This is a genomic window from Metapseudomonas phytobenefica, assembly GCF_043392685.1.
In the GTDB taxonomy this organism is placed as follows: Bacteria; Pseudomonadota; Gammaproteobacteria; order Pseudomonadales; family Pseudomonadaceae; genus Metapseudomonas.
The window spans coordinates 319,337-341,515 of sequence record NZ_JBHZGM010000001.1 but is presented as its reverse complement, the minus strand read 5'-3'; the positions used below and the strand labels follow the sequence as shown (position 1 = coordinate 341,515).

Below are 22,179 nucleotides of genomic sequence, written 5' to 3'. Positions count from 1 at the left end.
ATGGGAGACGACTGAATGAGCAATGACGGCGTGAATGCAGGCCGGCGTCGCTTCCTCGTAGCGGCCACGTCCGTGGTCGGTGCGGCGGGAGCGGTGGGGGCTGCGGTCCCGTTCGTGGGGTCATGGCTGCCCAGTGCCAAGGCCAAGGCCGCGGGTGCACCGGTCAAGGTGAATATAAGCAAGGTCGAAGCCGGCCAGCAGATCGTCGCCGAATGGCGTGGTCAGCCGGTGTTCATCGTGCGTCGTACCGAGGAAATCCTGGCTAACCTGCCGAAGATCCATGATCGCATGGCCGATCCGGAGTCCAAGGCTTCGGCGCAGCCGACCTACGTGGATCCGGTCAGCCGCTCGATCAAACCGGAAATCCTGGTACTGGTCGGCATCTGCACCCACCTGGGCTGCTCGCCGTCCTTCCGTCCGGAAGTCGCCCCGGCTGACCTGGGGGCCGAGTGGGTTGGTGGCTACTTCTGCCCCTGCCACGGCTCCCGTTATGACCTCGCCGGCCGTGTCTACAAGGCGCAACCCGCGCCCCTCAACCTGCCGGTGCCGCCGTACTCGTACGAGACGGATGATGTCATCGTCATCGGTGTGGACCAGGAGAAGGCCTGATGAGCAAATTCATGGAATGGGTCGATGCGCGCTTCCCCGCGACCAAGATGTGGGAAGACCATCTGAGCAAGTACTACGCGCCGAAGAACTTCAACTTCTTCTACTTCTTCGGTTCGCTGGCACTGCTGGTACTGGTCAACCAGATCCTCACCGGTATCTGGCTGACCATGAGCTTCACTCCGTCCGCCGAAGAAGCCTTTGCGTCCGTCGAGTACATCATGCGCGACGTGGAGTACGGCTGGATCATTCGCTACCTGCACTCCACCGGTGCATCGGCGTTCTTCATCGTTGTCTACCTGCACATGTTCCGCGGTCTGCTCTACGGCTCCTACCAGAAGCCGCGTGAGCTGGTGTGGATCTTCGGCATGCTGATCTACCTCGCCCTGATGGCCGAGGCCTTCATGGGCTATCTGCTGCCCTGGGGCCAGATGTCCTACTGGGGTGCCCAGGTGATCATCTCGCTGTTCGGTGCCATCCCTGTCGTGGGCGATGACCTGACTCAGTGGATCCGTGGTGACTACCTGATTTCCGGCATCACACTGAACCGCTTCTTCGCGCTGCACGTGATCGCCCTGCCGATCGTGCTGCTCGGCTTGGTTGTGCTGCACATCCTGGCCCTGCACGAAGTGGGTTCGAACAACCCGGACGGCGTGGATATCAAGAAGCTGAAGGATGAGAACGGCAAGCCGCTGGATGGCATCGCTTTCCATCCTTACTACACTGTGCATGATTTGGTAGCCGTAGTGGTGTTCCTCTTCGTGTTCTGCTTCGTGGTGTTCTTCTTCCCGGAAATGGGTGGTTACTTCCTCGAGAAGCCGAACTTCGAACAGGCCAACCCGTTCAAGACTCCTGAGCACATCGCACCGGTTTGGTACTTCACTCCGTTCTATGCGATCCTCCGTGCGGTACCGGACAAGCTCCTCGGCGTTATCGCCATGGGTGCTGCCATCGCCGTGCTGTTCGTGCTGCCCTGGCTGGACCGCAGCCCGGTGAGGTCCATGCGTTACAAGGGCTGGCTGAGCCGTATCTGGCTGCTGGTGTTCTGCATTGCCTTCATCATCCTCGGCGTGCTGGGCGTGCTGGCGCCGACTCCGGGCCGTACCCTGCTGTCCCAGGTCTGCACCATCCTGTACTTCGCGTACTTCATCCTGATGCCGTTCTACACAAGGATGGAAAAAACCAAACCGGTACCGGAAAGGGTGACAGGCTGATGAAAAAGCTATTTGCTGCATTTGTTTTCGCTGCGCTGCCGGCTCTTTCCTTCGCCGCCGGTGGTCATGATGTGCATCTGGACAAGGTCGACATCGACCTGACCGACAAGGCTGCCATGCAGGACGGCGCGCGTACCTTCGCGAACTACTGCATGGGCTGCCACAGTGCCAAGTTCCAGCGCTATGAGCGTGTAGGCAAGGACCTGGACATTCCGGAAGAGCTCATGCTGCAGAACCTGGTCTTCACCGGTGCCAAGATCGGCGACCACATGAAGATCGGCATGCAGCCGCAGGACGCCAAGACCTGGTTCGGCGCTGCTCCGCCGGACCTGACCCTGGTTGCCCGCGTGCGTGGCACCGACTGGCTGTACAGCTACCTGCGTTCGTTCTACGAAGATCCTGCACGTCCGTGGGGCGTGAACAACAAGGTCTTCCCGAACGTCGGCATGCCGAACGTCCTGGTCAGCCTGCAAGGTCGTCAGATCGTTGGTTGCAAGCAGGTTCAAGCGGTTGAGGACGGCAAGAAGCAGTTCGATCCGCTGACGGGTGCGCCGCTGACCCACGAAGCCTGTGACCAGCTGACCGTAGTACCGAAGACCGGCAAGCTGACCGAAGCTGAGTTCGATGAGAAGGTCCAGAACCTGGTGACCTTCCTGGCGTACTCCGCCAACCCGGTCAAGCTGGAAAGCCAGCGCATCGGTACCTACGTCCTGCTGTACCTGGCGTTCTTCTTCGTGTTCGCCTACCTGCTGATGCGCGAGTACTGGAAGGACGTTCACTGATACGCCGCTGTACCGTTGTCAAAGCGCGCGCCCTTATTGGGCGCGCGCTTCTTTCTGCCCCTGAATTTTCCAATGTGAGGAGGACGCAATGGCCGTCACCAACAGGCTGGCCTGTTACTCCGACCCCGCCGACCACTACTCCCATCGTGTGCGTATCGTGCTCGCCGAGAAGGGCGTCGCCGCCGAGATCATCAATGTCGAGCCGGGCCGTTGCCCGCCCAAGCTGGCCGAAGTCAATCCGTACGGCAGCGTTCCGACCCTGGTTGATCGGGACCTGGCGCTTTACGAGTCCACGGTCGTAATGGAGTACCTGGAAGAGCGTTACCCCCATCCTCCGCTGCTGCCGGTCTATCCCGTGGCGCGCGCCAATACCCGCCTGCTCATACATCGCGTGCAGCGTGACTGGTGTTCGCTGGTAGATCGCATCCTCGATTCGCGTAACAAGGAGGCCGACAAGGCCGTCGCGCGCAAGGAACTGCGTGAGAGCCTGACCGGCGTGTCGCCGCTATTTGCGGACAAGCCATATTTTCTAAGCGAAGATTTCAGTCTGGTGGATTGCTGCCTGCTGCCGATTCTCTGGCGCCTTCCCCAACTGGGCATCGAGTTGCCGCGGCCGGCCAAACCTCTTCTGGACTACATGGAGCGCGCATTTGCCCGTGACTCCTTCCGGGCCAGCCTCTCCGCCGCCGAGCGCGAAATGCGCTGAGGAGACCTAGATGAATTCCAGTCGTCCCTATCTGGTCCGCGCGCTGTACGAGTGGATCGTCGACAACAACTGCACGCCGCATCTGCTGGTGAACGCCGAGCATGCCGGCGTGCGGGTGCCGCCGGGCTACGCCAACGATGGTCAGATCGTGCTCAATGTGTCTCCCAGTGCCGTGCGTCATTTGCACATGGACAACGACGCAGTGAGCTTCGAGGGGCGTTTTGGTGGGGTTGCCCACAGCCTCTACATTCCTTCGGCTGCCGTGATGGCTATCTACGCCCGCGAGAATGGCCAGGGCATGGTGTTCGATCTCGAGCCGCCGCTGCCGGGCGATGATCCGGAGCCGGATGGCGATGGGCCTAACGGTGGCGAGCCGTCGGGCTCGGGCGGCGAACCTTCGCGCCCCAGTGGCCGGCCCAGCCTAAAAGTGGTCAAGTAATAAAAAAGGCGATCCTCGGATCGCCTTTTTTGTGTCTGCGGTCAGGGTCAGTTGGTGTATTCGAAGAGCCGAACGATCTTCTGTACGCCGGAGACGCCCTGGACGATGTTGGTCGCCAGCTGGGCTTCCTGGCGGGTAACCAGGCCCAGCAGGTAGACGATGCCGTTTTCGGTCACCACCTTGATCTGCGAGCTGGGCACTTTGCCGTCAGCCAGGAACTGGGTGGTGATCTTGGTGGTGATGGTGCTGTCGTTCATGCGCGCCAGGGTCGAGGAGGGCTGCAGTACCTGCAGTTCGTTATGCACGCGACGTACACCCTGGGCGGTTTGCGCGGCCTGGCCTGCCAATTCCTTGAGGTCGGCGCGCGGTGTCTGGCCGGCGAGCAGTACGACGCCGTTGTAGCTGGCGACCACGATGTGTGAATTGGTCTTCAGGTCAGGGCTGGCAGCCTCGACCTTGGCGCGCACCTTGGACGGGGTGGACTGGTCGTCGATGGCCTTTCCGACAGTGCGTCCGCCGCAGCCGGAAAGCGCAAGGCACAGGGCGAGGCCGGCGAGTATCAGGGGGGAACGGTTCATTCTTCACTCCCAAACAGTTGACGGTCGATCAGGTCGCAGAGGCAGTGGATGCTCAGCAGGTGAACTTCCTGGATGCGTGCCGTGACCTTGGAGGGCACGCGAATTTCCACATCCTCCGGCAGGAGCAGGGAGGCCATGCCGCCGCCGTCGCGGCCGGTCAGGGCGACGACGACCATTTCTCGGTCGTGGGCGGCCTGGATGGCCTGGATCACGTTGGCCGAATTGCCGCTGGTGGAGATGGCCAGGAGCACGTCACCAGGCTGGCCCAGGGCGCGGATCTGCTTGGAAAAGACTTCGTTGTAGCTGTAATCGTTGGCGATGGAAGTGATGGTCGAGCTGTCGGTAGTCAGAGCGATGGCCGGCAGGCTCGGGCGCTCGCGTTCGAAGCGGTTGAGCAGCTCCGAGGAAAAGTGCTGGGCATCGCCGGCCGAGCCGCCGTTGCCGCAGGACAGGATCTTGCCCTCATTGAGCAGTGCGTGGACCATCACCATGCTGCCGTGCTCGATGTGCGGGGCCAGCAGTTCCATGGCCTGCAGCTTGGTGTCGATGCTGGCTTGGAAGAGTTGGCGGATACGGGGTTGCATGTCCATCGGGTAAGACCTTCAGTGGGGCGACCGATCAGGTGTCGAAGGCGTTCTTCAGCCAGGTCAGTCGCGGGGGCGAATCACCGTCCATTGCTTCGACGGCAATCACATCAAATCTACAAGGGTGTTTTGCCCAGCGGGATTCCTGCTGGAGGAACTGCTGGGCGGCGTATGCCAGTTTTTCGCGCTTGCGGGCATCGACGCTCTCGAGTGCGCCGCCCCATCCGGTATGACGCCGGTAGCGGACTTCGGCGAATACTACTGTATCGCCGTCGAGCATGACCAGATCGAGCTCGCCCCGCCGGCACAGCCAGTTCTGGGACAACAGACGAAGCCCATTTGATTCGAGGTGGGCGCGGGCAATGGCTTCCGCCGCTTGCCCGCGGACTCGTCGATCAATCAAGAGTCGCTATCTTGCAGGCGCTGGACCCGGCCGTCGCGGAACTCGGCCCAGGGCAGCTGGCGCTCGATTCGACGAGCGGGGTTCAGGCTCAGGCGACCGGAAAGACCATCAACCTGCGTTTCCGGCAGGAGCTTCAGTTGCGTCAGGCGCGGTGCCAGGCGATAGGCGTCGGCACCCATCGCATAAAGACGACCGAGGCTTCCGCCGGCCTGGGGCCATTGGTTGCCGACCTGCTGACGCAGCGGATCATCGCCATTCAGCAGCCACGGGGTCTCGCAGAAGCGGATGCCGTTCAGGTCCTGGTACTGGGCCGGATCGTTGCTCGCGGAATAGAGGTGGGAAGTGGCATAGACCGGTACATCGCCGGCGTACTGGAAGGCCAGGGTTGGCTTGATCTGCTGGGCTTGCTGTGGGGTGGCAGCGAGGAAAATGAAGTCGACGTCCTGGCGGCGCGCCGGCTGGGCGGCTACTGGAACCCCGAGGGTGTTCTGCAGGCGCTTGGTGCGGGCTTCGCTCTGGCGAAGCTGGAAGAGGTCGGCGATCTGCTGGGCAAGCGCGACAGGCTGATCGACATGCTCGGCGGCGATCAGGCGGCCACCTTCGGTCTGCCAGCTTTGCTGGAAAGCGCGCAGTACGCGGTCACCCCATTCACCGCGAGGCACGAGAGCCACTGCGCTGCGCATGCCGTCAGCCCAGGCGCGGCGGGCCACTTCGCGGGCTTCGTCCTCGGCGGAGAGGCCGAACTGGAAGAGTTGGGCAGGGCTTTCCTGGTCGGCATCGCTGTAGTTCAGGGCCAGAGTGGTGATGGGCAGTTGTTCGCGGGAGCTGAGCTGCTTGACCAGCGGCTTCTCCAGCGGACCTACCACCAGCTGCACGCCGTCGGCCTGGGCCTGGCGGTAGAAGTCGTCGATGGAGGTCAGCCGGGTGCTGTCATACAGCTCAATGGCCGGTTGCGGCTGGCCGGATTGCTGGGCCTGGTAGTGGGCGGCCAGGAAACCGTCGCGCAGCGCGCGGGATACCGAGGCAAGCTGGCCTTCCTGGGGCAGCAGCAGGGCAATCTTGGTCAGGGGCTGGCCAGCGATTTCCTTCAGCTTGGTCAGGGCCTGTGGCAGCTGCTTGGCGGCCGGATGCTCCGGATTCTGTGCACGCCAGTTGTCGATGGCGGCCTGCTGCTGTTCCAGGGTGGAGGAGGTCTTGGTCAGGCGGGCGAGTTCCAGCCAGCCGGCCAGGTCCTTGTCGGCGCCGCCTTGCAGCTGGTTCAGCGGCAGGCTGGAAACCAGTGCCCAGATGGCTTCATGGTTGTTGCTGGCAGCTTCGCCGCTCAACAGGGGGGCAATGAATACACGTTCGCGAGCGGCAGCGAGGGCCTGGCCGTCGGCCTCAAGGGCGCGGGCGCGGACGAGCTGGGTGCGCACCTGCTGGTCGACGGGCAGTTCGGCGAGGTGTTCGAGGCTGGGGTGGCTCAGGGCCTTGAGAGCGCTCTTCGGCTGGTTGCGGGCCATGGCCAGTTCGGCGGCCAGGGTACTGGCGAAGATCTGCTGAGCGGGCTTCAGGCTTTCCATCGGGATCTGCTCGAGGATTCGAGCGGATCGGCCAACGTCCTGCTGTTTATAGGCGAGGTCGGCTGCGGAAAGGCGCAGCAGTACGGCCTGTTCCGGCTTGGCTTCGCTGGCCTGCTGCAGCAGCTGCTCGATGCTGGCCTCGGGGGTGCGGGGCAATTCGCCAAGGCTTGACGAGGGCGAGCTGGCGCAAGCAGCCAGCAGGCCGGCGAGGCAGAGGGCGGAGAGCGGACGCAGGCAAGCGATCATTTATCGGTCCCGAAACTCGTTGAAGAAAGACGCGATTGTACCCAAGCACCGGTTGAGGCGCGATGTCGGGCCGGTGAATCGGGATACAATGCGCGCTTTCAGTATTTTCCGAGGTGCCTTGTGACTCTTTCTTCCGCCAGCGGCAACGCATACGGCACGCTTTATGTGGTCGCAACGCCCATCGGCAACCTCGATGACATCACTGCCCGCGCCTTGCGGGTGCTGCGGGAAGTTGCCCTGATCGCCGCCGAGGACACCCGCCACTCCGCGCGCCTGCTGCAACACTTCGGAATCGAAACCCCCCTGGCGGCCTGTCATGAGCACAACGAGCGCGACCAGGGCGGCCGCTTTCTCGCGCGCCTGGAGGCCGGGGAAGATGTGGCGCTGATTTCCGATGCGGGTACGCCGCTTATTTCAGATCCGGGCTTTCACCTGGTGCGCCAGGCGCGTTCCGCGGGTGTCGCGGTGGTGCCGGTACCCGGCGCCTGCGCCCTGATCGCTGCGTTGTCGTCTGCCGGGCTGCCTTCGGACCGGTTCATCTTCGAAGGTTTCCTGCCGGCCAAGGCCAACGCGCGTCGCGGCCGGCTGGAGGAAATGAAGGAGGAGCCGCGCACCCTGATCTTCTATGAGGCGCCCCACCGGATTCTGGAGTCGCTGGTGGACATGCGCAGCGTCTTCGGTGGCGATCGTCCCGCAGTGCTGGCGCGCGAGCTGACCAAGACCTTCGAGACTCTGAAGGGCGCTCCATTGGACGAACTGTGCAGCTGGGTGGCGGCGGACTCCAACCAGCAGCGGGGCGAGTGCGTTGTGCTGGTGGGCGGCTGGCAGGCCCCGGAAGGTGAGGGCGCGCTGAGTGCCGAAGCCCTGCGGGTGCTGGATCTGCTGCTGGCGGAAATGCCGGTCAAGCGGGCTGCCGCGCTGGCGGCGGAGATAACTGGCGTGCGCAAGAATCTGCTCTACCAGGCGGCTCTGGAGCGGCAGGGTGATTCCTGAGCTTGTTCTCGGAGGCGCCTGCCGTTAACCTTGGCGGCGGAGAGTCGATCGGACAGTCGCTGTCTCATTTCGTTCTACGATTTTGAGAGGGAGGAAAGTCCGGGCTCCACAGGGCGGAGTGCCAGGTAACGCCTGGGAGGCGCAAGCCTACGGAAAGTGCCGCAGAAAATAACCGCCTAAGCGCGTAAGCGCCGGTAAGGGTGAAAAGGTGCGGTAAGAGCGCACCGCACGACTGGTAACAGTTCGTGGCTAGGTAAACCCCACTCGGAGCAAGACCAAATAGGAATCCATGGCGTGGCCCGCGTCGGATTCGGGTAGGTTGCTAAAGGCTGTCAGTGATGGCAGCCGTAGATGAATGACTGTCCTCGACAGAACCCGGCTTACAGATCGACTCTCTGCTTTTTCACTTCTCCTCGCGTTAGCTCTTCGGTGTTGTCTTCCCCTCCTTTCAAATGCCGAAAAGTTCTTACTCTTAACAAACTACTTTAAGTTCGAAGTTCAGCTTCTTGTAAGTGCTGGATTTTACTCCTCCTTTGTTCCGTCAAAACCCTCCGAAACCCTTCCAAACCCTCGCTAAATTGCCGTCCTGTAAGGAATTTTCCGCTTTTGCGCGCCTTGACGGTGGGGCTGGCGCATTTCTATAGTGTGCGGAAGTGGAGTGAAGTGGGTAGAAGTGGGATTTATCGGCAGGGAAAGCCAATCAAAGGGGAAGCGCAGCCGTGTTTCGCGGAGCCAACGCCATCAGTCTCGACGCCAAGGGGCGACTCGCGATGCCAAGTCGGTATCGTGACGAGCTCGTTTCGCGTTGTGGTGGCCAGCTCATCGTGACAATCGACGCCGTCGATCGCTGTCTGACTGTCTACCCCCTGCCTGAATGGGAGCTCATCGAAGCCAAGCTGCGAGAGCTGCCCTCCCTGCGCGAGGAAACTCGCCGCCTGCAACGTTTGCTGATCGGTAATGCCGTGGACCTGGAGCTCGATAGCGCCGGTCGCTTTCTGGTGCCGCCGCGCCTGCGCGAGTACGCCGGACTGGACAAGCGGGCCATGCTGGTCGGCCAGCTGAACAAGTTCCAACTGTGGGATGAGGATGCCTGGAACGCGATTTCCGAGGCAGACCTCATGGCAATCAAACAGCCCGGCGGTCTGCCGGACGAACTACGTGACCTTATCCTGTGAGTGCAACCAGCAGCTTCCGCCATATCACCGTACTGCTCGAAGAGGCAGTGGAAGGCCTCGCCCTGCGCGAGGATGGCTGCTACCTGGACGGGACGTTCGGGCGAGGTGGGCATAGCCGGCTCATTCTGGAGCGGCTTGGGCCCGGGGGGCGCTTGCTGGGATTCGACAAGGACCCGCAAGCGATTGCGACGGGGCAAGCTCTGGCGGCCGATGACGGCCGCTTTGTCATTGTGCAAAGGAGCTTTGCCGAGCTCGGCGACGAAGTACGCCAGCGTGGTCTGGAGGGCAAGGTGGACGGCGTCCTGCTTGACCTTGGCGTGTCCTCCCCGCAGCTGGACGATCCGGAGCGTGGTTTCAGTTTCCTCAACGATGGCCCGCTGGACATGCGCATGAACCCTGACCGCGGGCAGAGCGCCGCGCAGTGGATCGCCAGTGCCAGTGAGGACGAAATCGCCCGTGTCTTCAAGGAGTATGGCGAAGAGCGTTTTGCCAAGCGCATGGCCCGTGCCGTGGTGCAGCGTCGCGCCGAGAAACCTTTCGAACGCACGGCCGACCTTGCGGCGGTACTGAGTGCCGCCAACCCGGCCTGGGAGAAAGGCAAGAACCCTGCGACCCGCGCGTTCCAGGGCATCCGCATTCACGTCAACAACGAATTGGGCGACCTTGAGCAGGGGCTGGATGCCGCGCTCGAGGCACTCGCCGTCGGCGGTCGTCTGGTGGTGATCAGCTTCCATTCCCTGGAAGACCGCATCGTCAAGCAATTCATGCGCAAGCATGCCAAGGGCGAAGCCGACAAGCTGCCCCGCGACCTGCCGATCCGTCAGGCCGTCTTCGAGCCGCGTCTGAAGCTCGTGGGCAAGCCGCAATACGCGTCGGAAGAGGAACTCAAGGCCAATCCGCGTTCGCGCAGTGCGGTCATGCGTGTGGCGGAGAAGCTGAGATGAGCCGCCTCTACGCCAAGCCCCTGCCCGGTGGCAGCCTGGTGATGCTGCTGCTGTTCGTCGGCATCCTGCTGTCCGCCATTGCCGTTTCCTACAGCGCCCACTGGAACCGCAAGCTGCTCAACGAGCTTTACGCGGAGCTCAGTGTGCGCGACAAGGCCCAGGCCGAATGGGGGCGACTGGTTCTCGAACAGAGCACCTGGACCGCACACAACCGCATCGAATCCCTGGCCAGCGAACAGCTGAAGATGCGCATCCCCGATCCGGCCGAAGTACGGATGGTGGCGCCATGATGAAGCTGGAAGGCGCACTCTATCCTTGGCGCTTCCGGATCGTTCTGGGCCTGCTCGCCATCATGGTCGGCGCTATTTCCTGGCGTATCGTCGACCTGCACGTGATCGACCATGACTTCCTCAAGGCGCATGGCGATGCCCGTAGCGTGCGGCATATCCCGATTCCCGCCCATCGCGGCCTGATCACCGACCGCAATGGCGAGCCGCTGGCGGTGAGCACCCCGGTCACCACTCTCTGGACCAACCCCAAGGATCTGATGGCGGTTCGCGACGAGTGGCCGCGCATCGCCCAGGCGCTGGGCCAGGAGCCGAAGGCCTTCGCCCAGCGCATCGAGCAGAACGCCAATCGCGAGTTCATGTACCTGGCGCGCGGTCTCACCCCGGAGCAGGGGCAGGCGATCCTGGCCAACAAGCTGCCGGGCATTTATGCGATCGAGGAATTCCGCCGCTTCTATCCGGCGGGTGAAGTGACCGCCCATGTGGTGGGCTTCACCGATGTCGACGACCGCGGTCGCGAAGGTGTCGAGCTTTCGTTCGAGGAGTGGCTGGCCGGTGTTCCCGGCAAACGCCAGGTCCTCAAGGACCGTCGTGGCCGTCTGATCAAGGACGTCCAGGTCGCCCGCAACGCCAAACCGGGCAAGACCCTGGCCCTGTCCATCGACCTGCGGTTGCAGTACCTGGCCCACCGGGAACTGCGCAATGCCCTGGTAGAAAACGGCGCGAAGGCCGGCAGCCTGGTGATCGTCGACGTGAAGACTGGCGAAGTGCTGGCCATGGCCAACCAGCCCACCTACAACCCGAACAACCGTCGCAACCTGCAGCCCGCGGCCATGCGCAACCGCGCGATGATCGACGTGTTCGAGCCGGGTTCCACGGTCAAGCCGATTTCCATGGCCGCTGCGCTGCAGACCGGCCGCTGGAAGCCCGAGAACAAGGTCGAGGTCTATCCCGGTTCGCTGCAGATCGGCCGCTACACCATCAAGGATGTGTCCAGGACCGAAGGGCCGGTCCTTGACCTGACTGGAATCCTGATCAACTCCAGTAACGTCGGCATGAGCAAGATCGCCTTCGATATCGGCGGCGAGACCATTTACGACACCATGCGCAGGCTTGGCCTCGGCCAGGATACCGGTCTCGGTTTCCCGGGCGAGCGCGTGGGCAACCTGCCCAACCACCGCGAGTGGCGCAAGGCCGAGACCGCCACTCTGTCCTATGGCTATGGCCTGTCGACTACCGCGATCCAGCTCGTCCATGCCTACGCCACCCTGGCCAACAACGGTCAGGCAGTGCCGCTGTCGATGACCCGCGTGGACAGCACCCCTGAAGGTGCCCAGGTTCTGCCGGAAGAAGTGGCCAAGACCCTGCAGGGCATGCTCCAGCAGGTGGTCGAGGCGCCGCGCGGCGTGTTCCGCGCGCAAGTGCCGGGCTACCACGTGTCCGGCAAGAGTGGTACGGCGCGTAAAGCCAGCGTAGGAACCAAGGGCTACACCCAGAACGCCTATCGCTCGCTCTTCGCGGGCTTCGGTCCGTCCACCAATCCGCGCATCGCGATGGTGGTGGTGATCGACGAACCCAGCAAGGCGGGCTATTTCGGCGGCCTGGTTTCGGCCCCGGTATTCGGCAAGGTGATGGCCGGTGCGCTGCGACTGATGAACATCGCGCCGGACAACCTGCCCGCCGAGGAACAACAGACCGCGGAAGCGGCCACCGGCAAAGGAGGGCGGATCTGATGCCCATGCCACTGAACCAATTATTGCCCCAGGCGCAAGGCGCTACCCTGATTCGTGAACTGACCCTGGACAGCCGCAAGGTGCGTCCGGGCGATCTGTTTCTGGCCGTGCCCGGTGCTCAGCACGATGGCCGCGACCACATTGCCGATGCGGTGTCACGTGGCGCCGTCGCTGTGGTCTATGAAGCCGTGGATGCGCAGGTGCCGGAAACCGCCGGTGCCGAGCTGATCCCGGTCAAGGGCCTGGCCGGCCAGCTGTCGGCCATCGCCGGCCGCTTCTATGGTGAGCCGAGCCGCGCCCTGCGCCTGGTGGGTGTCACCGGCACCAATGGCAAGACCAGCGTCAGCCAACTGCTGGCCCAGGCCCTCGACCAGTTGGGCGAGCGCTGCGGCATCGTCGGTACCCTGGGTACCGGCTTCTATGGCGAGCTGGAAAGCGGTCGCCACACCACGCCCGATCCGCTGGCCGTGCAGGCCACCCTGGCAGGCCTGAAACAGGCCGGTGCGCGTGCCGTGGCAATGGAGGTTTCCTCCCATGGCCTGGAGCAGGGCCGGGTTGCCGCGCTGGACTTCGACGTCGCAGCGTTCACCAACCTGTCCCGCGACCACCTGGACTTCCATGGTTCGATGGAGGCCTACGCAGCTGCCAAGGCCAAGTTGTTCAGCTGGCCGAACCTGCGTGCGCGGGTGATCAACCTGGATGACGAATTCGGCCGTCAACTGGCCGCCGAACAGCACGAGTCGCGTCTGTTCAGTTACAGCCTGGAAGATTCCAGCGCCTTCCTTTATTGCCGCGAAGCCCACTTCGACGATCACGGCGTGCGTGCCCAACTGGTTACCCATCAGGGCGAAGGCCTGCTGCGCAGCCCGCTGCTGGGGCGCTTCAACCTGAGCAACCTGCTGGCCGTGGTCGGTGCGTTGCTGGCCATGGACTACCCGCTGGCGGATGTGCTGAACGTCCTGCCGTCGCTGCAAGGCCCGGTGGGGCGCATGCAGCGCTTGGGCGGCGGTGAGAAGCCGTTGGTGGTGGTGGATTACGCCCACACGCCAGATGCCCTGGAGAAGGTACTGCAGGCCCTGCGTCCCCATGTTCGTGGGCGCCTGCTCTGTCTGTTCGGGTGTGGCGGCGATCGCGATCGCGGCAAGCGTCCGCTGATGGCCGCCGTTGCCGAACGTCTGGCCGACTATGTGCTGGTGACCGACGACAACCCGCGCAGCGAAGACCCGGCGCAGATCTTCGCCGATATCCGTCCGGGCTTTGCCGACGCGGACAAGGTGGATTTCGTTGCTGGCCGCGGTCAGGCGATCGCCCGCTTGATCGCTTCCGCCGGCGTCGATGACGTCGTGCTGCTGGCCGGCAAAGGTCATGAGGATTACCAGGAGATCGCCGGCGTACGTCATCCGTTCTCCGATCTCGATGAAGCGGCCAAGGCATTGGACGCGTGGGAGGTGCCCAATGCTTAAGCCCTTCCGTCTTTCCGAACTCCTCGGGCCGCTGCAGGCCGAGCTGGTAGGGGCGGACGCTGCCTTCACCGGCGTTTCCAGCGACAGCCGCAAGATCGAAGCCGGGCAGCTGTTCATCGCCCTGGTCGGTCCGCGTTTCGACGGCCATGACTACCTCGCCGAGGTTGCTGCCAAGGGCGCCGTTGCGGCCCTGGTACAGCACAAGGTGGCGGATGCGCCCATCCCGCAACTCGTGGTGGCCGATACCCGCGAAGGTCTCGGTCGCCTGGGCGCCTGCAATCGCGACCGGTTTAGCGGACGTGTCGCCGCGGTCACCGGTTCCAGTGGCAAGACCACGGTCAAGGAAATGCTCGCCAGCATCCTGCGGACCCAGGGAAGCGTGCTGGCAACTCGAGGCAATTTGAACAACGACCTTGGCGTGCCCCTGACCCTTCTGGAACTGGGCGCCGAACACGACAGCGCGGTGATCGAGCTGGGCGCCTCGCGCATTGGTGAAATCCTCTACACCGTCGGCCTGACCCGGCCGCAGGTGGCGATCCTGAACAACGCCGGTACCGCCCATGTGGGCGAGTTCGGCGGCCCGGAGAAGATTGTCGAAGCCAAGGGCGAGATCCTCGAGGGTCTGCCGGCTGACGGGGTCGCCGTGCTGAATCGCGACGACCGCGCGTTCGATGTCTGGCACGCCCGCGCAGCAGGCCGCCGTGTGATCAGCTTCGGCGTGACCGATGGCCGCGCCGACGTGCGTGCCGAGAACCTGACCCGCGATGCTCGCGGTTGCATGGCCTTCAGCCTTCGCGGCCTGGTTGGCGACGCGGACATCCAGCTGAACCTGTTGGGGGCGCACAACGTCGCCAACGCCCTGGCCGCCGCGGCTGCCGCCCACGTCCTTGGCGTGCCGCTTGTCGGGATCAAGGCAGGCCTGGAAAGCCTGCAGCCGGTCAAAGGCCGCGCCGTAGCGCAGCTCGCCACAAGCGGCATGCGCGTGATCGACGACAGCTACAACGCCAACCCCGCGTCGATGCTGGCCGCCGTTGATATACTCGCCGGCTTTTCCGGTCGCACCGTCCTGGTGCTCGGGGATATGGGCGAACTCGGCGACTGGGCCGAGCAAGGGCACCGCGAAGTTGGCGAGTACGCTCGCGGCAAAGTCAGTGCCCTGTACGCCGTTGGCCCGCTGATGGCGCATGCCGTCGCTGCCTTTGGTGCCCAGGGGCGCCATTTCGCCGACCAGGCCAGCCTGATCCAGGCCCTGGTCAGCGAGCAGGATGCAAACACCACAATTCTGATCAAAGGTTCCCGCAGCGCGGCGATGGACAAAGTCGTCGCGGCATTCTGCGGGACGGGGGAGGCTCACTAATCATGCTGCTGCTGCTCGCTGAGTACCTGCAACAGTTCCATAAAGGGTTTGGCGTATTCCAGTACCTGACCCTGCGCGGGATTCTCGGCGTCCTGACAGCGCTGTCGCTGTCGCTCTGGCTCGGTCCCTGGATGATCCGCACTCTGCAGGTCCGCCAGATCGGTCAGGCCGTGCGTAACGACGGCCCGCAATCGCACCTGTCGAAATCCGGCACGCCGACCATGGGCGGCGCGCTGATCCTTACCGCCATCGCCATCAGCACCCTGCTCTGGGCCGACCTGTCCAATCGCTACGTGTGGGTGGTGCTGGCCGTGACTCTGGCGTTCGGCGCCATCGGCTGGGTGGATGACTACCGCAAGGTGATCGAGAAGAACTCCCGCGGCCTGCCGAGCCGCTGGAAGTATTTCTGGCAGTCCGTGTTCGGCATCGCCGCCGCGATCTTCCTTTATATGACAGCCAGCACGCCGGCCGAGACCACGCTGATCCTGCCGCTGGCGAAGAACATCGAGGTCCCGCTGGGCATCGGCTTCGTGGTGCTGACCTACTTCGTGATCGTCGGCTCCAGCAACGCGGTGAACCTGACCGACGGCCTCGATGGCCTGGCGATCATGCCCACCGTGATGGTCGGCGGCGCGCTTGGGATCTTCTGCTACCTGTCGGGCAACATCAAATTCGCCGAATACCTGCTGATCCCGTACGTACCGGGCGCTGGCGAGCTGATCGTGTTCTGCGCCGCCCTGGTGGGCGCCGGCCTCGGCTTCCTCTGGTTCAACACCTACCCGGCCCAGGTCTTCATGGGCGACGTCGGCGCCCTGGCCCTGGGCGCCGCCCTCGGCACCATTGCCGTGATCGTGCGCCAGGAAGTGGTGCTGTTCATCATGGGCGGCGTGTTCGTCATGGAAACCCTGTCGGTGATGATCCAGGTCGCTTCGTTCAAGCTGACCGGTCGTCGTGTATTCCGCATGGCCCCTATTCATCACCATTTCGAACTGAAAGGCTGGCCCGAACCCCGGGTCATCGTACGGTTCTGGATCATCACCGTGATCCTGGTGCTGATTGGTCTTGCCACCCTGAAACTGAGGTAATCGAGAGTGACGCTGATCGCTTCCGACCAGTTCCGCATCGTTGTCGGCCTCGGCAAGAGCGGCATGTCCCTGGTGCGCTTCCTGGCGCGCCAGGGCGTGCCGTTTGCCGTGGCTGATACCCGTGCGAACCCGCCGGAACTGGCGACTATCCAGAGCCAGTTCCCGCAGGTGGAAGTGCGCTGTGGCGAGCTCGACCCGGATTTCCTCAGCCGCGCCAGCGAACTTTACGTGAGCCCCGGCCTGGCCCTGGCCACGCCCGCCCTGCAGGAAGCGGCACGGCGTGGCACCAGGTTGTCCGGCGATATCCAACTGTTCACCCGCCACGCCAAGGCGCCGATCGTCGCCATCACCGGCTCCAACGCCAAGAGCACTGTCACCACCCTGGTGGGCGATATGGCCCGGGCTGCCGGCAAGCGCGTCGCCGTGGGCGGCAACCTCGGTACCCCGGCGCTGGACCTGCTGGACGACGACGTCGAGCTCTACGTGCTGGAGCTGTCCAGTTTCCAGCTGGAAACCACCGACCGGCTGAATGCCGAGGTGGCTACCGTGCTCAACGTCAGCGAAGACCACATGGATCGCTACGCTGACATGCAGGCCTACCACCTCGCCAAGCACCGCATCTTCCGTGGTGCGCGCCAGGTCGTCGTCAATCGTGGCGATGCCTTGTCGCGTCCGCTGGTGGCCGACCAGCTGCCCTGCTGGACATTCGGCCTGAACCAGCCCGACTTCAAGTCCTTCGGCCTGATCGAGGAAGACGGCGAGAAGTACCTGGCCTACCAGTTCGACAAGCTGATGCCGGTGCGCGAACTGAAGATTCGCGGCGCCCACAACCAGTCCAACGCGCTGGCTGCCCTGGCCCTTGGCCACGCGGTGGGCCTGCCGTTCGAACCCATGCTCGATACCCTGCGCACCTTCGCCGGGCTGGCCCATCGTTGCCAGTGGGTGCGCGAGTTGCGTGGCGTGTCCTACTACGACGACTCCAAGGCGACCAACGTCGGCGCGGCCCTGGCGGCCATCGAAGGCCTGGGCGCCGATATCGACGGCAAGCTGGTGCTGATCGCCGGTGGCGATGGCAAGGGCGCGGATTTCTCCGGCCTCAAGGGCCCGGTGGAAGCATTCTGCCGCGCCGTGGTGCTGCTGGGCCGAGATGCCGAGCTGATCGCCGCCGCCCTGGGGGATTCCGTGCCGCTGGTTCGGGTCAAGACCCTGGACGAGGCGGTGCTGCGCTGCTCCGAACTGGCCGAGTCTGGCGATGCCGTGCTGCTGTCGCCGGCCTGCGCCAGCCTGGACATGTTCAAGAACTTCGAAGAACGCGGGCGTCTGTTCGCCCGGGCCGTGGAGGGGCTCTCCTGATGCTGGCCCGTCTGCTCGCCGCTCCGTCGCCGCTGCGCAGCCGCCGCGGCATCGACATCGACTTCCCGCTGCTGGCCGGCTGCCTGGCGCTGCTCGGCCTGGGCCTGGTGATGATCACCTCGGCGTCGTCGGAAGTCGCGGCGGCGCTGTCCGGCAACCCGCTATACCACATGATCCGCCACCTGATTTACCTGGCCATCGGTATCGTCGCCGGCTTGATCACGCTGCAGATTCCCATGGCCTTCTGGCAGCGCCATGGTGCTCGCCTGATGCTGGCCGCCTTCGTTCTGCTGATCCTGGTCCTGCTGCCGGGCATCGGTCGGGAAGTCAATGGCGCCAAGCGCTGGATCGGTTTCGGCCTGTTCAACCTGCAGCCTTCCGAGCTGGCCAAGCTGTTCACCGTGATGTTCATTGCCGGCTACCTGGTGCGTCGCCAGGACGAGGTGCGCGAGAAACTCACCGGCTTCATCAAGCCGATGCTGGTGCTGGGCCCGATCGCCGTCTTGCTGCTTGCGGAACCGGACTTCGGCGCCACCGTGGTACTGGTGGGCTCTTGCATTGCAATGCTGTTCCTCGGTGGGATCAACCTGGTGCGTTTCGTTCCCCTGGCTGCTGCCGTACTCGCCGCCGGCGTGCTGGTGATGACCAGCCAGAGCTACCGGATGCAGCGCCTGACCAACTTCATCGACCCCTGGGCCGACCAGTACGGCGCGGGCTACCAGCTCAGCCAGGCACTGATCGCCTTCGGCCGTGGCGAATGGTTCGGTGTCGGCCTGGGCAACAGCATCCAGAAGCAGTTCTACCTGCCGGAAGCCCATACCGACTTCGTCTTCGCGGTGCTGGCCGAGGAACTGGGCATGATCGGCGCCCTGGCGACCGTCGGCCTGTTCGTCTTCGTCAGCGTCCGTGCCCTCTATATCGGTCTCTGGGCCGAGAAGGCGCGCCAGTACTTCTCTGCTTACGTCGCCTACGGCTTGGCCTTCCTCTGGATCGGCCAGGTGCTGATCAATATCGGCGTGAATGTCGGCCTGCTGCCGACCAAGGGCCTGACCCTGCCGTTCCTCAGCTACGGCGGCAGCTCCCTGGTGATCTGCTGCGTCAGCCTTGCGCTGCTGCTGCGAATCGAGTGGGAGCGGCGCACTCACCTCGGCAATGAGGAAGTGGAGTTCGTCGAGAGCGATTTCTTCGATGAGGAGGTGCGCCCATGAGCGGCAACGTGCTGATCATGGCCGGCGGCACCGGCGGTCACGTATTCCCTGCTCTGGCCTGTGCCCGCGAGTTCCAGGCCCGCGGCTTCAAGGTGCACTGGCTGGGTACGCCGAAGGGGATCGAGAACGAACTGGTTCCCCAGGCCGGCCTGCCGCTGCATCTCATCCATGTCAGTGGCCTGCGCGGCAAGGGATTGAAGTCCTTGCTCAAGGCACCGTTCGAACTGCTCAAGTCGCTGTTCCAGGCGCGCCGTATCGTGCGTGAGCTGAAACCGGTCTGCGTGCTGGGCATGGGTGGCTATGTCACCGGTCCCGGCGGGCTGGCCGCGCGCCTGTCCGGCGTGCCGCTGATCATTCATGAACAGAACGCAGTGGCCGGCACCGCCAACCGCAGCCTGGCACCGATCGCCAGCCGCGTTTGCGAGGCCTTTCCCGATACCTTCGGCAAGAGCGACAAGCGGCGCACCACCGGTAATCCGGTGCGCGAAGAACTGTTCCTGGAAACGCCGCGTGACACCCTGGTCGGTCGCAAGCCGCGCCTGCTGGTGCTGGGCGGCAGCCTGGGGGCCGAGCCGCTGAACAAGCTGCTGCCCGAAGCCCTGTCCCGGCTGCCGGTCGAGCTGCGTCCGGAGGTGTTCCACCAGGCTGGGCGCAAACATGACGAAATCACCGCGGAGCGTTATCGCCAAGCCGCGGTCGAAGCCCAGGTCGCGCCTTTCATCAAGGACATGGCCCGTGCCTATGCCTGGGCCGATCTGGTCATCTGCCGTGCCGGCGCCCTGACCGTGAGCGAGCTGGCCGCTGCTGGTCTGCCGTCGTTTCTGGTGCCGCTGCCCCACGCAATCGACGACCACCAGTCGCGCAATGCCGAATACCTGGCGAAGGAGGGCGCGGCTGTCCTTCTTCCGCAACATTCCACTGACGCGGCCACGCTGGCCGCTCAGCTGACCGAGGTCCTGATGCAGCCCGAAAAACTCAAGGCCATGGGTGTTACCGCCCGCCGTCTGGCCAAACCTGCCGCCACCCGCACCGTGGTCGAGATCTGCCTGGAGGTGGCCCATGGTTGAGAGCCAGAAAGCCATGCCCCAGCCGGAAATGCGCCGCATCCGTCGTATCCACTTCGTCGGCATCGGCGGCGTGGGCATGTGCGGCATCGCCGAAGTGCTGTTGAACCTGGGCTACCGGGTTTCCGGCTCCGACCTCAAGTCTTCGGTCGTGACTGAGCGCCTGGAGAGTTTCGGTGCGCAGATCTTCATCGGCCATCGCGCCGAGAACGCCGAGCACGCCGATGTGCTGGTGGTGTCCAGCGCCGTGAACAAATCCAACCCCGAGGTTGCGGTCGCCCTGGAGCGCCGCATCCCGGTGGTGCCGCGCGCGGAAATGCTCGCCGAGCTGATGCGCTACCGCCACGGCATCGCCGTCGCCGGTACCCACGGCAAGACCACCACCACCAGCCTGATCGCTTCGGTCTTCGCCGCCGGCGGCCTGGACCCGACCTTCGTCATCGGCGGCCGCCTGAACGCCGCGGGCACCAATGCCCAGCTCGGCACCAGCCGCTACCTGGTGGCCGAGGCCGACGAGAGCGACGCCAGCTTCCTGCACCTGCAGCCGATGGTGGCCGTGGTCACCAATATCGACGCGGACCACATGAGCACCTACGAGGGCGACTTCAATCGACTGAAGAAGACCTTCGTGGAGTTCCTCCACAACCTGCCGTTCTACGGTCTGGCCGTGCTCTGCGTGGACGATCCGGTGGTGCGCGAGATCCTCCCCCAGGTGGCGCGCCCCACCGTTACCTACGGCTTCTCCGAAGACGCCGACGTACGCGCCATCAATATCCGTCAGGAAGGCATGCGTACCTGGTTCACCGTACTGCGCCGCGACCGCGAGCCGCTGGATGTCTCGGTGAACATGCCGGGCAACCACAACGTACTGAATTCCCTGGCCACCATCGCCATTGCCACCGACGAGGGCATCAGCGACGACGCCATCGTCCTGGGCCTGTCCGGCTTCCAGGGCGTGGGCCGGCGCTTCCAGGTCTACGGCGAGCTGCAGGTCGACGGCGGCAGCGTGATGCTGGTGGACGACTACGGCCACCATCCACGTGAAGTGGCTGCGGTGATCAAGGCTGTTCGTGGTGGCTGGCCGGAGCGTCGCCTGGTGATGGTCTACCAGCCGCACCGCTACAGCCGTACCCGCGATCTCTACGACGATTTCGTGCAGGTGCTGGGTGAAGCCAACGTGCTCTTGCTGATGGAGGTCTATCCGGCGGGCGAAGAGCCGATTCCCGGTGCCGACAGCCGTCAGCTCTGCCACAGCATCCGTCAGCGCGGCCAGCTGGACCCGATCTATATCGAGCGCGGCGTGGACCTCGCGCCGCTGGTCAAGCCGTTGCTGCGTCCCGGCGACATCCTGCTTTGCCAGGGGGCCGGCGACATCGGTGCGCTGGCGCCGCAACTGATCCAGAACCCGCTGTTTGGCGGTCAGGCCGACGCCAAGAGGAAGACGAAATGAGTGCGCACTTCAAATCCACCCTCGAACCGGCAGCGTTCGGCCGGGTCGCCGTGCTCTACGGCGGCAAGAGCGCCGAGCGCGAGGTTTCGCTGAACTCCGGCGCGATGGTGCTGCAAGCCCTGCAGTCCGCCGGCGTGGACGCTTTCGGCATCGATGTCGGTGACGACCTGCTGCAACGTCTGCAGGCGGAAAAGATCGACCGCGCCTTCATCATCCTCCACGGCCGTGGCGGTGAAGACGGCAGCATGCAAGGCCTGCTGGAGTGCCTGGAAATCCCCTACACCGGCAGCGGTGTCCTGGCTTCGGCCCTGGCGATGGACAAGCTGCGGACCAAGCAGCTGTGGATCAGCCTCGGCCTGCCGACGCCGCGCCACGCGGTGCTGGCCAGCGAGCAGGACTGCCGCCAGGCCGCCGCTGAGCTGGGCTTCCCGCTGATCGTCAAGCCGGCGCATGAAGGTTCCAGCATTGGCATGGCGAAGGTCGAGGACGTCGACGCCCTGATCGAGGCCTGGCGCGATGCCGCCGTCTACGACCCGCAGGTGCTGGTGGAGCAGTGGATCCACGGCCCGGAATTCACCGTAGCCTGGCTGCGCGGCGAAGTGCTGCCGCCCATCCGCCTCGGTACCCCGCACACCTTCTACGACTACGACGCCAAGTACCTGGCCAGTGATACCCGCTACCAGATCCCCTGTGGCCTGGATGCGGACAAGGAAGAGGAGCTGAAGCAACTGACCGCGCGCGCCTGCGAGACCCTCGGCATCCAGGGATGGGCCCGTGCCGACGTCATGCAGGACGCCGAAGGGCGCTTCTGGCTCCTTGAAGTCAACACCGCACCGGGCATGACCGATCACAGCCTGGTGCCCATGGCCGCGCGCGCTGCGGGTCTGGATTTCCAGCAACTGGTGCTGGCGATCCTGACCGACAGCGTCGAGGCAAGGGGCTGATCC

22 protein-coding genes and 1 other RNA gene are annotated in these 22,179 nt (G+C 64.1%); 19 read left to right on the top strand and 4 right to left on the bottom strand.

Annotation, left to right across the window (positions count from 1 at the left end):
- Window positions 1-15: 15 nt before the first annotated feature.
- The 5 genes from petA (at window position 16) to ACFW0B_RS01550 (ending at window position 3,747) form a co-directional block, all read left to right on the top strand.
- Complete coding sequence (gene petA / locus ACFW0B_RS01570; protein ID WP_449146199.1) at window positions 16-609, top strand: ubiquinol-cytochrome c reductase iron-sulfur subunit; 594 nt, start codon at window positions 16-18, stop codon at window positions 607-609.
- A complete protein-coding gene (locus ACFW0B_RS01565; RefSeq protein ID WP_449146198.1) occupies window positions 609-1,820 on the top strand; it encodes a cytochrome b in 1,212 nt (403 codons plus the stop codon). Before petA ends, ACFW0B_RS01565 begins: the two co-directional genes overlap by 1 nt.
- On the top strand, window positions 1,820-2,602 hold the full coding sequence (locus tag ACFW0B_RS01560) for a cytochrome c1 (protein ID WP_449146197.1): 783 nt from the start codon (window positions 1,820-1,822) through the stop codon (window positions 2,600-2,602). The genes ACFW0B_RS01565 and ACFW0B_RS01560 overlap by 1 nt, the downstream gene beginning before the upstream one ends.
- Before the next feature lie 88 nt (window positions 2,603-2,690).
- Window positions 2,691-3,308, top strand: a complete 618-nt coding sequence (locus ACFW0B_RS01555; protein WP_449146196.1) for a glutathione S-transferase N-terminal domain-containing protein — start codon at window positions 2,691-2,693, stop codon at window positions 3,306-3,308.
- 10 nt (window positions 3,309-3,318) lie between these two features.
- On the top strand, window positions 3,319-3,747 hold the full coding sequence (locus ACFW0B_RS01550) for a ClpXP protease specificity-enhancing factor (RefSeq protein ID WP_449146195.1): 429 nt from the start codon (window positions 3,319-3,321) through the stop codon (window positions 3,745-3,747).
- Window positions 3,748-3,794: 47 nt separating this feature from the next.
- Here the strand turns inward: ACFW0B_RS01550 and ACFW0B_RS01545 are convergent, their stop codons facing one another.
- Genes ACFW0B_RS01545 through ACFW0B_RS01530 form a run of 4 tightly spaced genes read right to left on the bottom strand, consistent with a single transcriptional unit; the run spans window position 3,795 to window position 7,120 of the window.
- Window positions 3,795-4,325: a BON domain-containing protein gene (locus ACFW0B_RS01545; RefSeq protein WP_449146194.1), complete on the bottom strand. Its 531-nt coding sequence runs from the start codon at window positions 4,323-4,325 to the stop codon at window positions 3,795-3,797.
- Window positions 4,322-4,915: a phosphoheptose isomerase gene (locus ACFW0B_RS01540; protein ID WP_016490999.1), complete on the bottom strand. Its 594-nt coding sequence runs from the start codon at window positions 4,913-4,915 to the stop codon at window positions 4,322-4,324. The genes ACFW0B_RS01545 and ACFW0B_RS01540 overlap by 4 nt, the downstream gene beginning before the upstream one ends.
- 28 nt (window positions 4,916-4,943) lie before the next feature.
- Window positions 4,944-5,312 carry a YraN family protein gene (locus tag ACFW0B_RS01535; protein ID WP_449146193.1) on the bottom strand — a complete coding sequence of 123 codons (369 nt, stop codon included), beginning with the start codon at window positions 5,310-5,312 and terminating at the stop codon, window positions 4,944-4,946.
- Window positions 5,309-7,120, bottom strand: coding sequence for a penicillin-binding protein activator (locus ACFW0B_RS01530; protein ID WP_449146192.1), 1,812 nt, complete (start codon window positions 7,118-7,120; stop codon window positions 5,309-5,311). The genes ACFW0B_RS01535 and ACFW0B_RS01530 overlap by 4 nt, the downstream gene beginning before the upstream one ends.
- A gap of 120 nt (window positions 7,121-7,240) precedes the next feature.
- Between ACFW0B_RS01530 and rsmI the strand changes: the two genes are divergently transcribed.
- The 14 genes from rsmI to ACFW0B_RS01460 all read left to right on the top strand — a co-directional run bounded on the left by rsmI (window position 7,241) and on the right by ACFW0B_RS01460 (window position 22,176).
- Window positions 7,241-8,113 carry a 16S rRNA (cytidine(1402)-2'-O)-methyltransferase gene (gene rsmI, locus ACFW0B_RS01525; protein WP_449146191.1) on the top strand — a complete coding sequence of 291 codons (873 nt, stop codon included), beginning with the start codon at window positions 7,241-7,243 and terminating at the stop codon, window positions 8,111-8,113.
- A gap of 40 nt (window positions 8,114-8,153) precedes the next feature.
- An RNA gene (gene rnpB, locus ACFW0B_RS01520) (RNase P RNA component class A) lies at window positions 8,154-8,512 on the top strand.
- Window positions 8,513-8,832: 320 nt separating this feature from the next.
- Window positions 8,833-9,288: a division/cell wall cluster transcriptional repressor MraZ gene (mraZ, locus tag ACFW0B_RS01515; RefSeq protein WP_449146190.1), complete on the top strand. Its 456-nt coding sequence runs from the start codon at window positions 8,833-8,835 to the stop codon at window positions 9,286-9,288.
- A complete protein-coding gene (gene rsmH, locus ACFW0B_RS01510) occupies window positions 9,285-10,232 on the top strand; it encodes a 16S rRNA (cytosine(1402)-N(4))-methyltransferase RsmH (protein ID WP_449146189.1) in 948 nt (315 codons plus the stop codon). Before mraZ ends, rsmH begins: the two co-directional genes overlap by 4 nt.
- Window positions 10,229-10,522: a cell division protein FtsL gene (gene ftsL / locus ACFW0B_RS01505; protein WP_449146188.1), complete on the top strand. Its 294-nt coding sequence runs from the start codon at window positions 10,229-10,231 to the stop codon at window positions 10,520-10,522. Before rsmH ends, ftsL begins: the two co-directional genes overlap by 4 nt.
- Window positions 10,519-12,252, top strand: coding sequence for a peptidoglycan D,D-transpeptidase FtsI family protein (locus tag ACFW0B_RS01500; RefSeq protein WP_449146187.1), 1,734 nt, complete (start codon window positions 10,519-10,521; stop codon window positions 12,250-12,252). Before ftsL ends, ACFW0B_RS01500 begins: the two co-directional genes overlap by 4 nt.
- Entirely contained in the window at window positions 12,252-13,715 is a 1,464-nt protein-coding gene (gene murE, locus ACFW0B_RS01495) for a UDP-N-acetylmuramoyl-L-alanyl-D-glutamate--2,6-diaminopimelate ligase (protein WP_449146186.1), read from the top strand. Before ACFW0B_RS01500 ends, murE begins: the two co-directional genes overlap by 1 nt.
- The gene (locus ACFW0B_RS01490; protein ID WP_449146185.1) at window positions 13,708-15,072 is read left to right on the top strand and encodes a UDP-N-acetylmuramoyl-tripeptide--D-alanyl-D-alanine ligase; all 1,365 of its coding nucleotides are present in this window, start codon (window positions 13,708-13,710) and stop codon (window positions 15,070-15,072) included. Before murE ends, ACFW0B_RS01490 begins: the two co-directional genes overlap by 8 nt.
- A 2-nt stretch (window positions 15,073-15,074) precedes the next feature.
- Window positions 15,075-16,157, top strand: coding sequence for a phospho-N-acetylmuramoyl-pentapeptide-transferase (gene mraY / locus ACFW0B_RS01485; RefSeq protein WP_449146184.1), 1,083 nt, complete (start codon window positions 15,075-15,077; stop codon window positions 16,155-16,157).
- Between the two features lie 6 nt (window positions 16,158-16,163).
- A complete protein-coding gene (murD, locus tag ACFW0B_RS01480; RefSeq protein ID WP_449146183.1) occupies window positions 16,164-17,510 on the top strand; it encodes a UDP-N-acetylmuramoyl-L-alanine--D-glutamate ligase in 1,347 nt (448 codons plus the stop codon).
- On the top strand, window positions 17,510-18,718 hold the full coding sequence (gene ftsW / locus ACFW0B_RS01475) for a putative lipid II flippase FtsW (protein ID WP_449146182.1): 1,209 nt from the start codon (window positions 17,510-17,512) through the stop codon (window positions 18,716-18,718). The genes murD and ftsW overlap by 1 nt, the downstream gene beginning before the upstream one ends.
- Window positions 18,715-19,785: an undecaprenyldiphospho-muramoylpentapeptide beta-N-acetylglucosaminyltransferase gene (gene murG, locus ACFW0B_RS01470; protein WP_449146181.1), complete on the top strand. Its 1,071-nt coding sequence runs from the start codon at window positions 18,715-18,717 to the stop codon at window positions 19,783-19,785. Before ftsW ends, murG begins: the two co-directional genes overlap by 4 nt.
- On the top strand, window positions 19,778-21,232 hold the full coding sequence (murC, locus tag ACFW0B_RS01465; RefSeq protein ID WP_449146180.1) for a UDP-N-acetylmuramate--L-alanine ligase: 1,455 nt from the start codon (window positions 19,778-19,780) through the stop codon (window positions 21,230-21,232). The genes murG and murC overlap by 8 nt, the downstream gene beginning before the upstream one ends.
- Window positions 21,229-22,176: a D-alanine--D-alanine ligase gene (locus ACFW0B_RS01460; protein WP_449146179.1), complete on the top strand. Its 948-nt coding sequence runs from the start codon at window positions 21,229-21,231 to the stop codon at window positions 22,174-22,176. The genes murC and ACFW0B_RS01460 overlap by 4 nt, the downstream gene beginning before the upstream one ends.
- Window positions 22,177-22,179 lie beyond the last annotated feature (3 nt).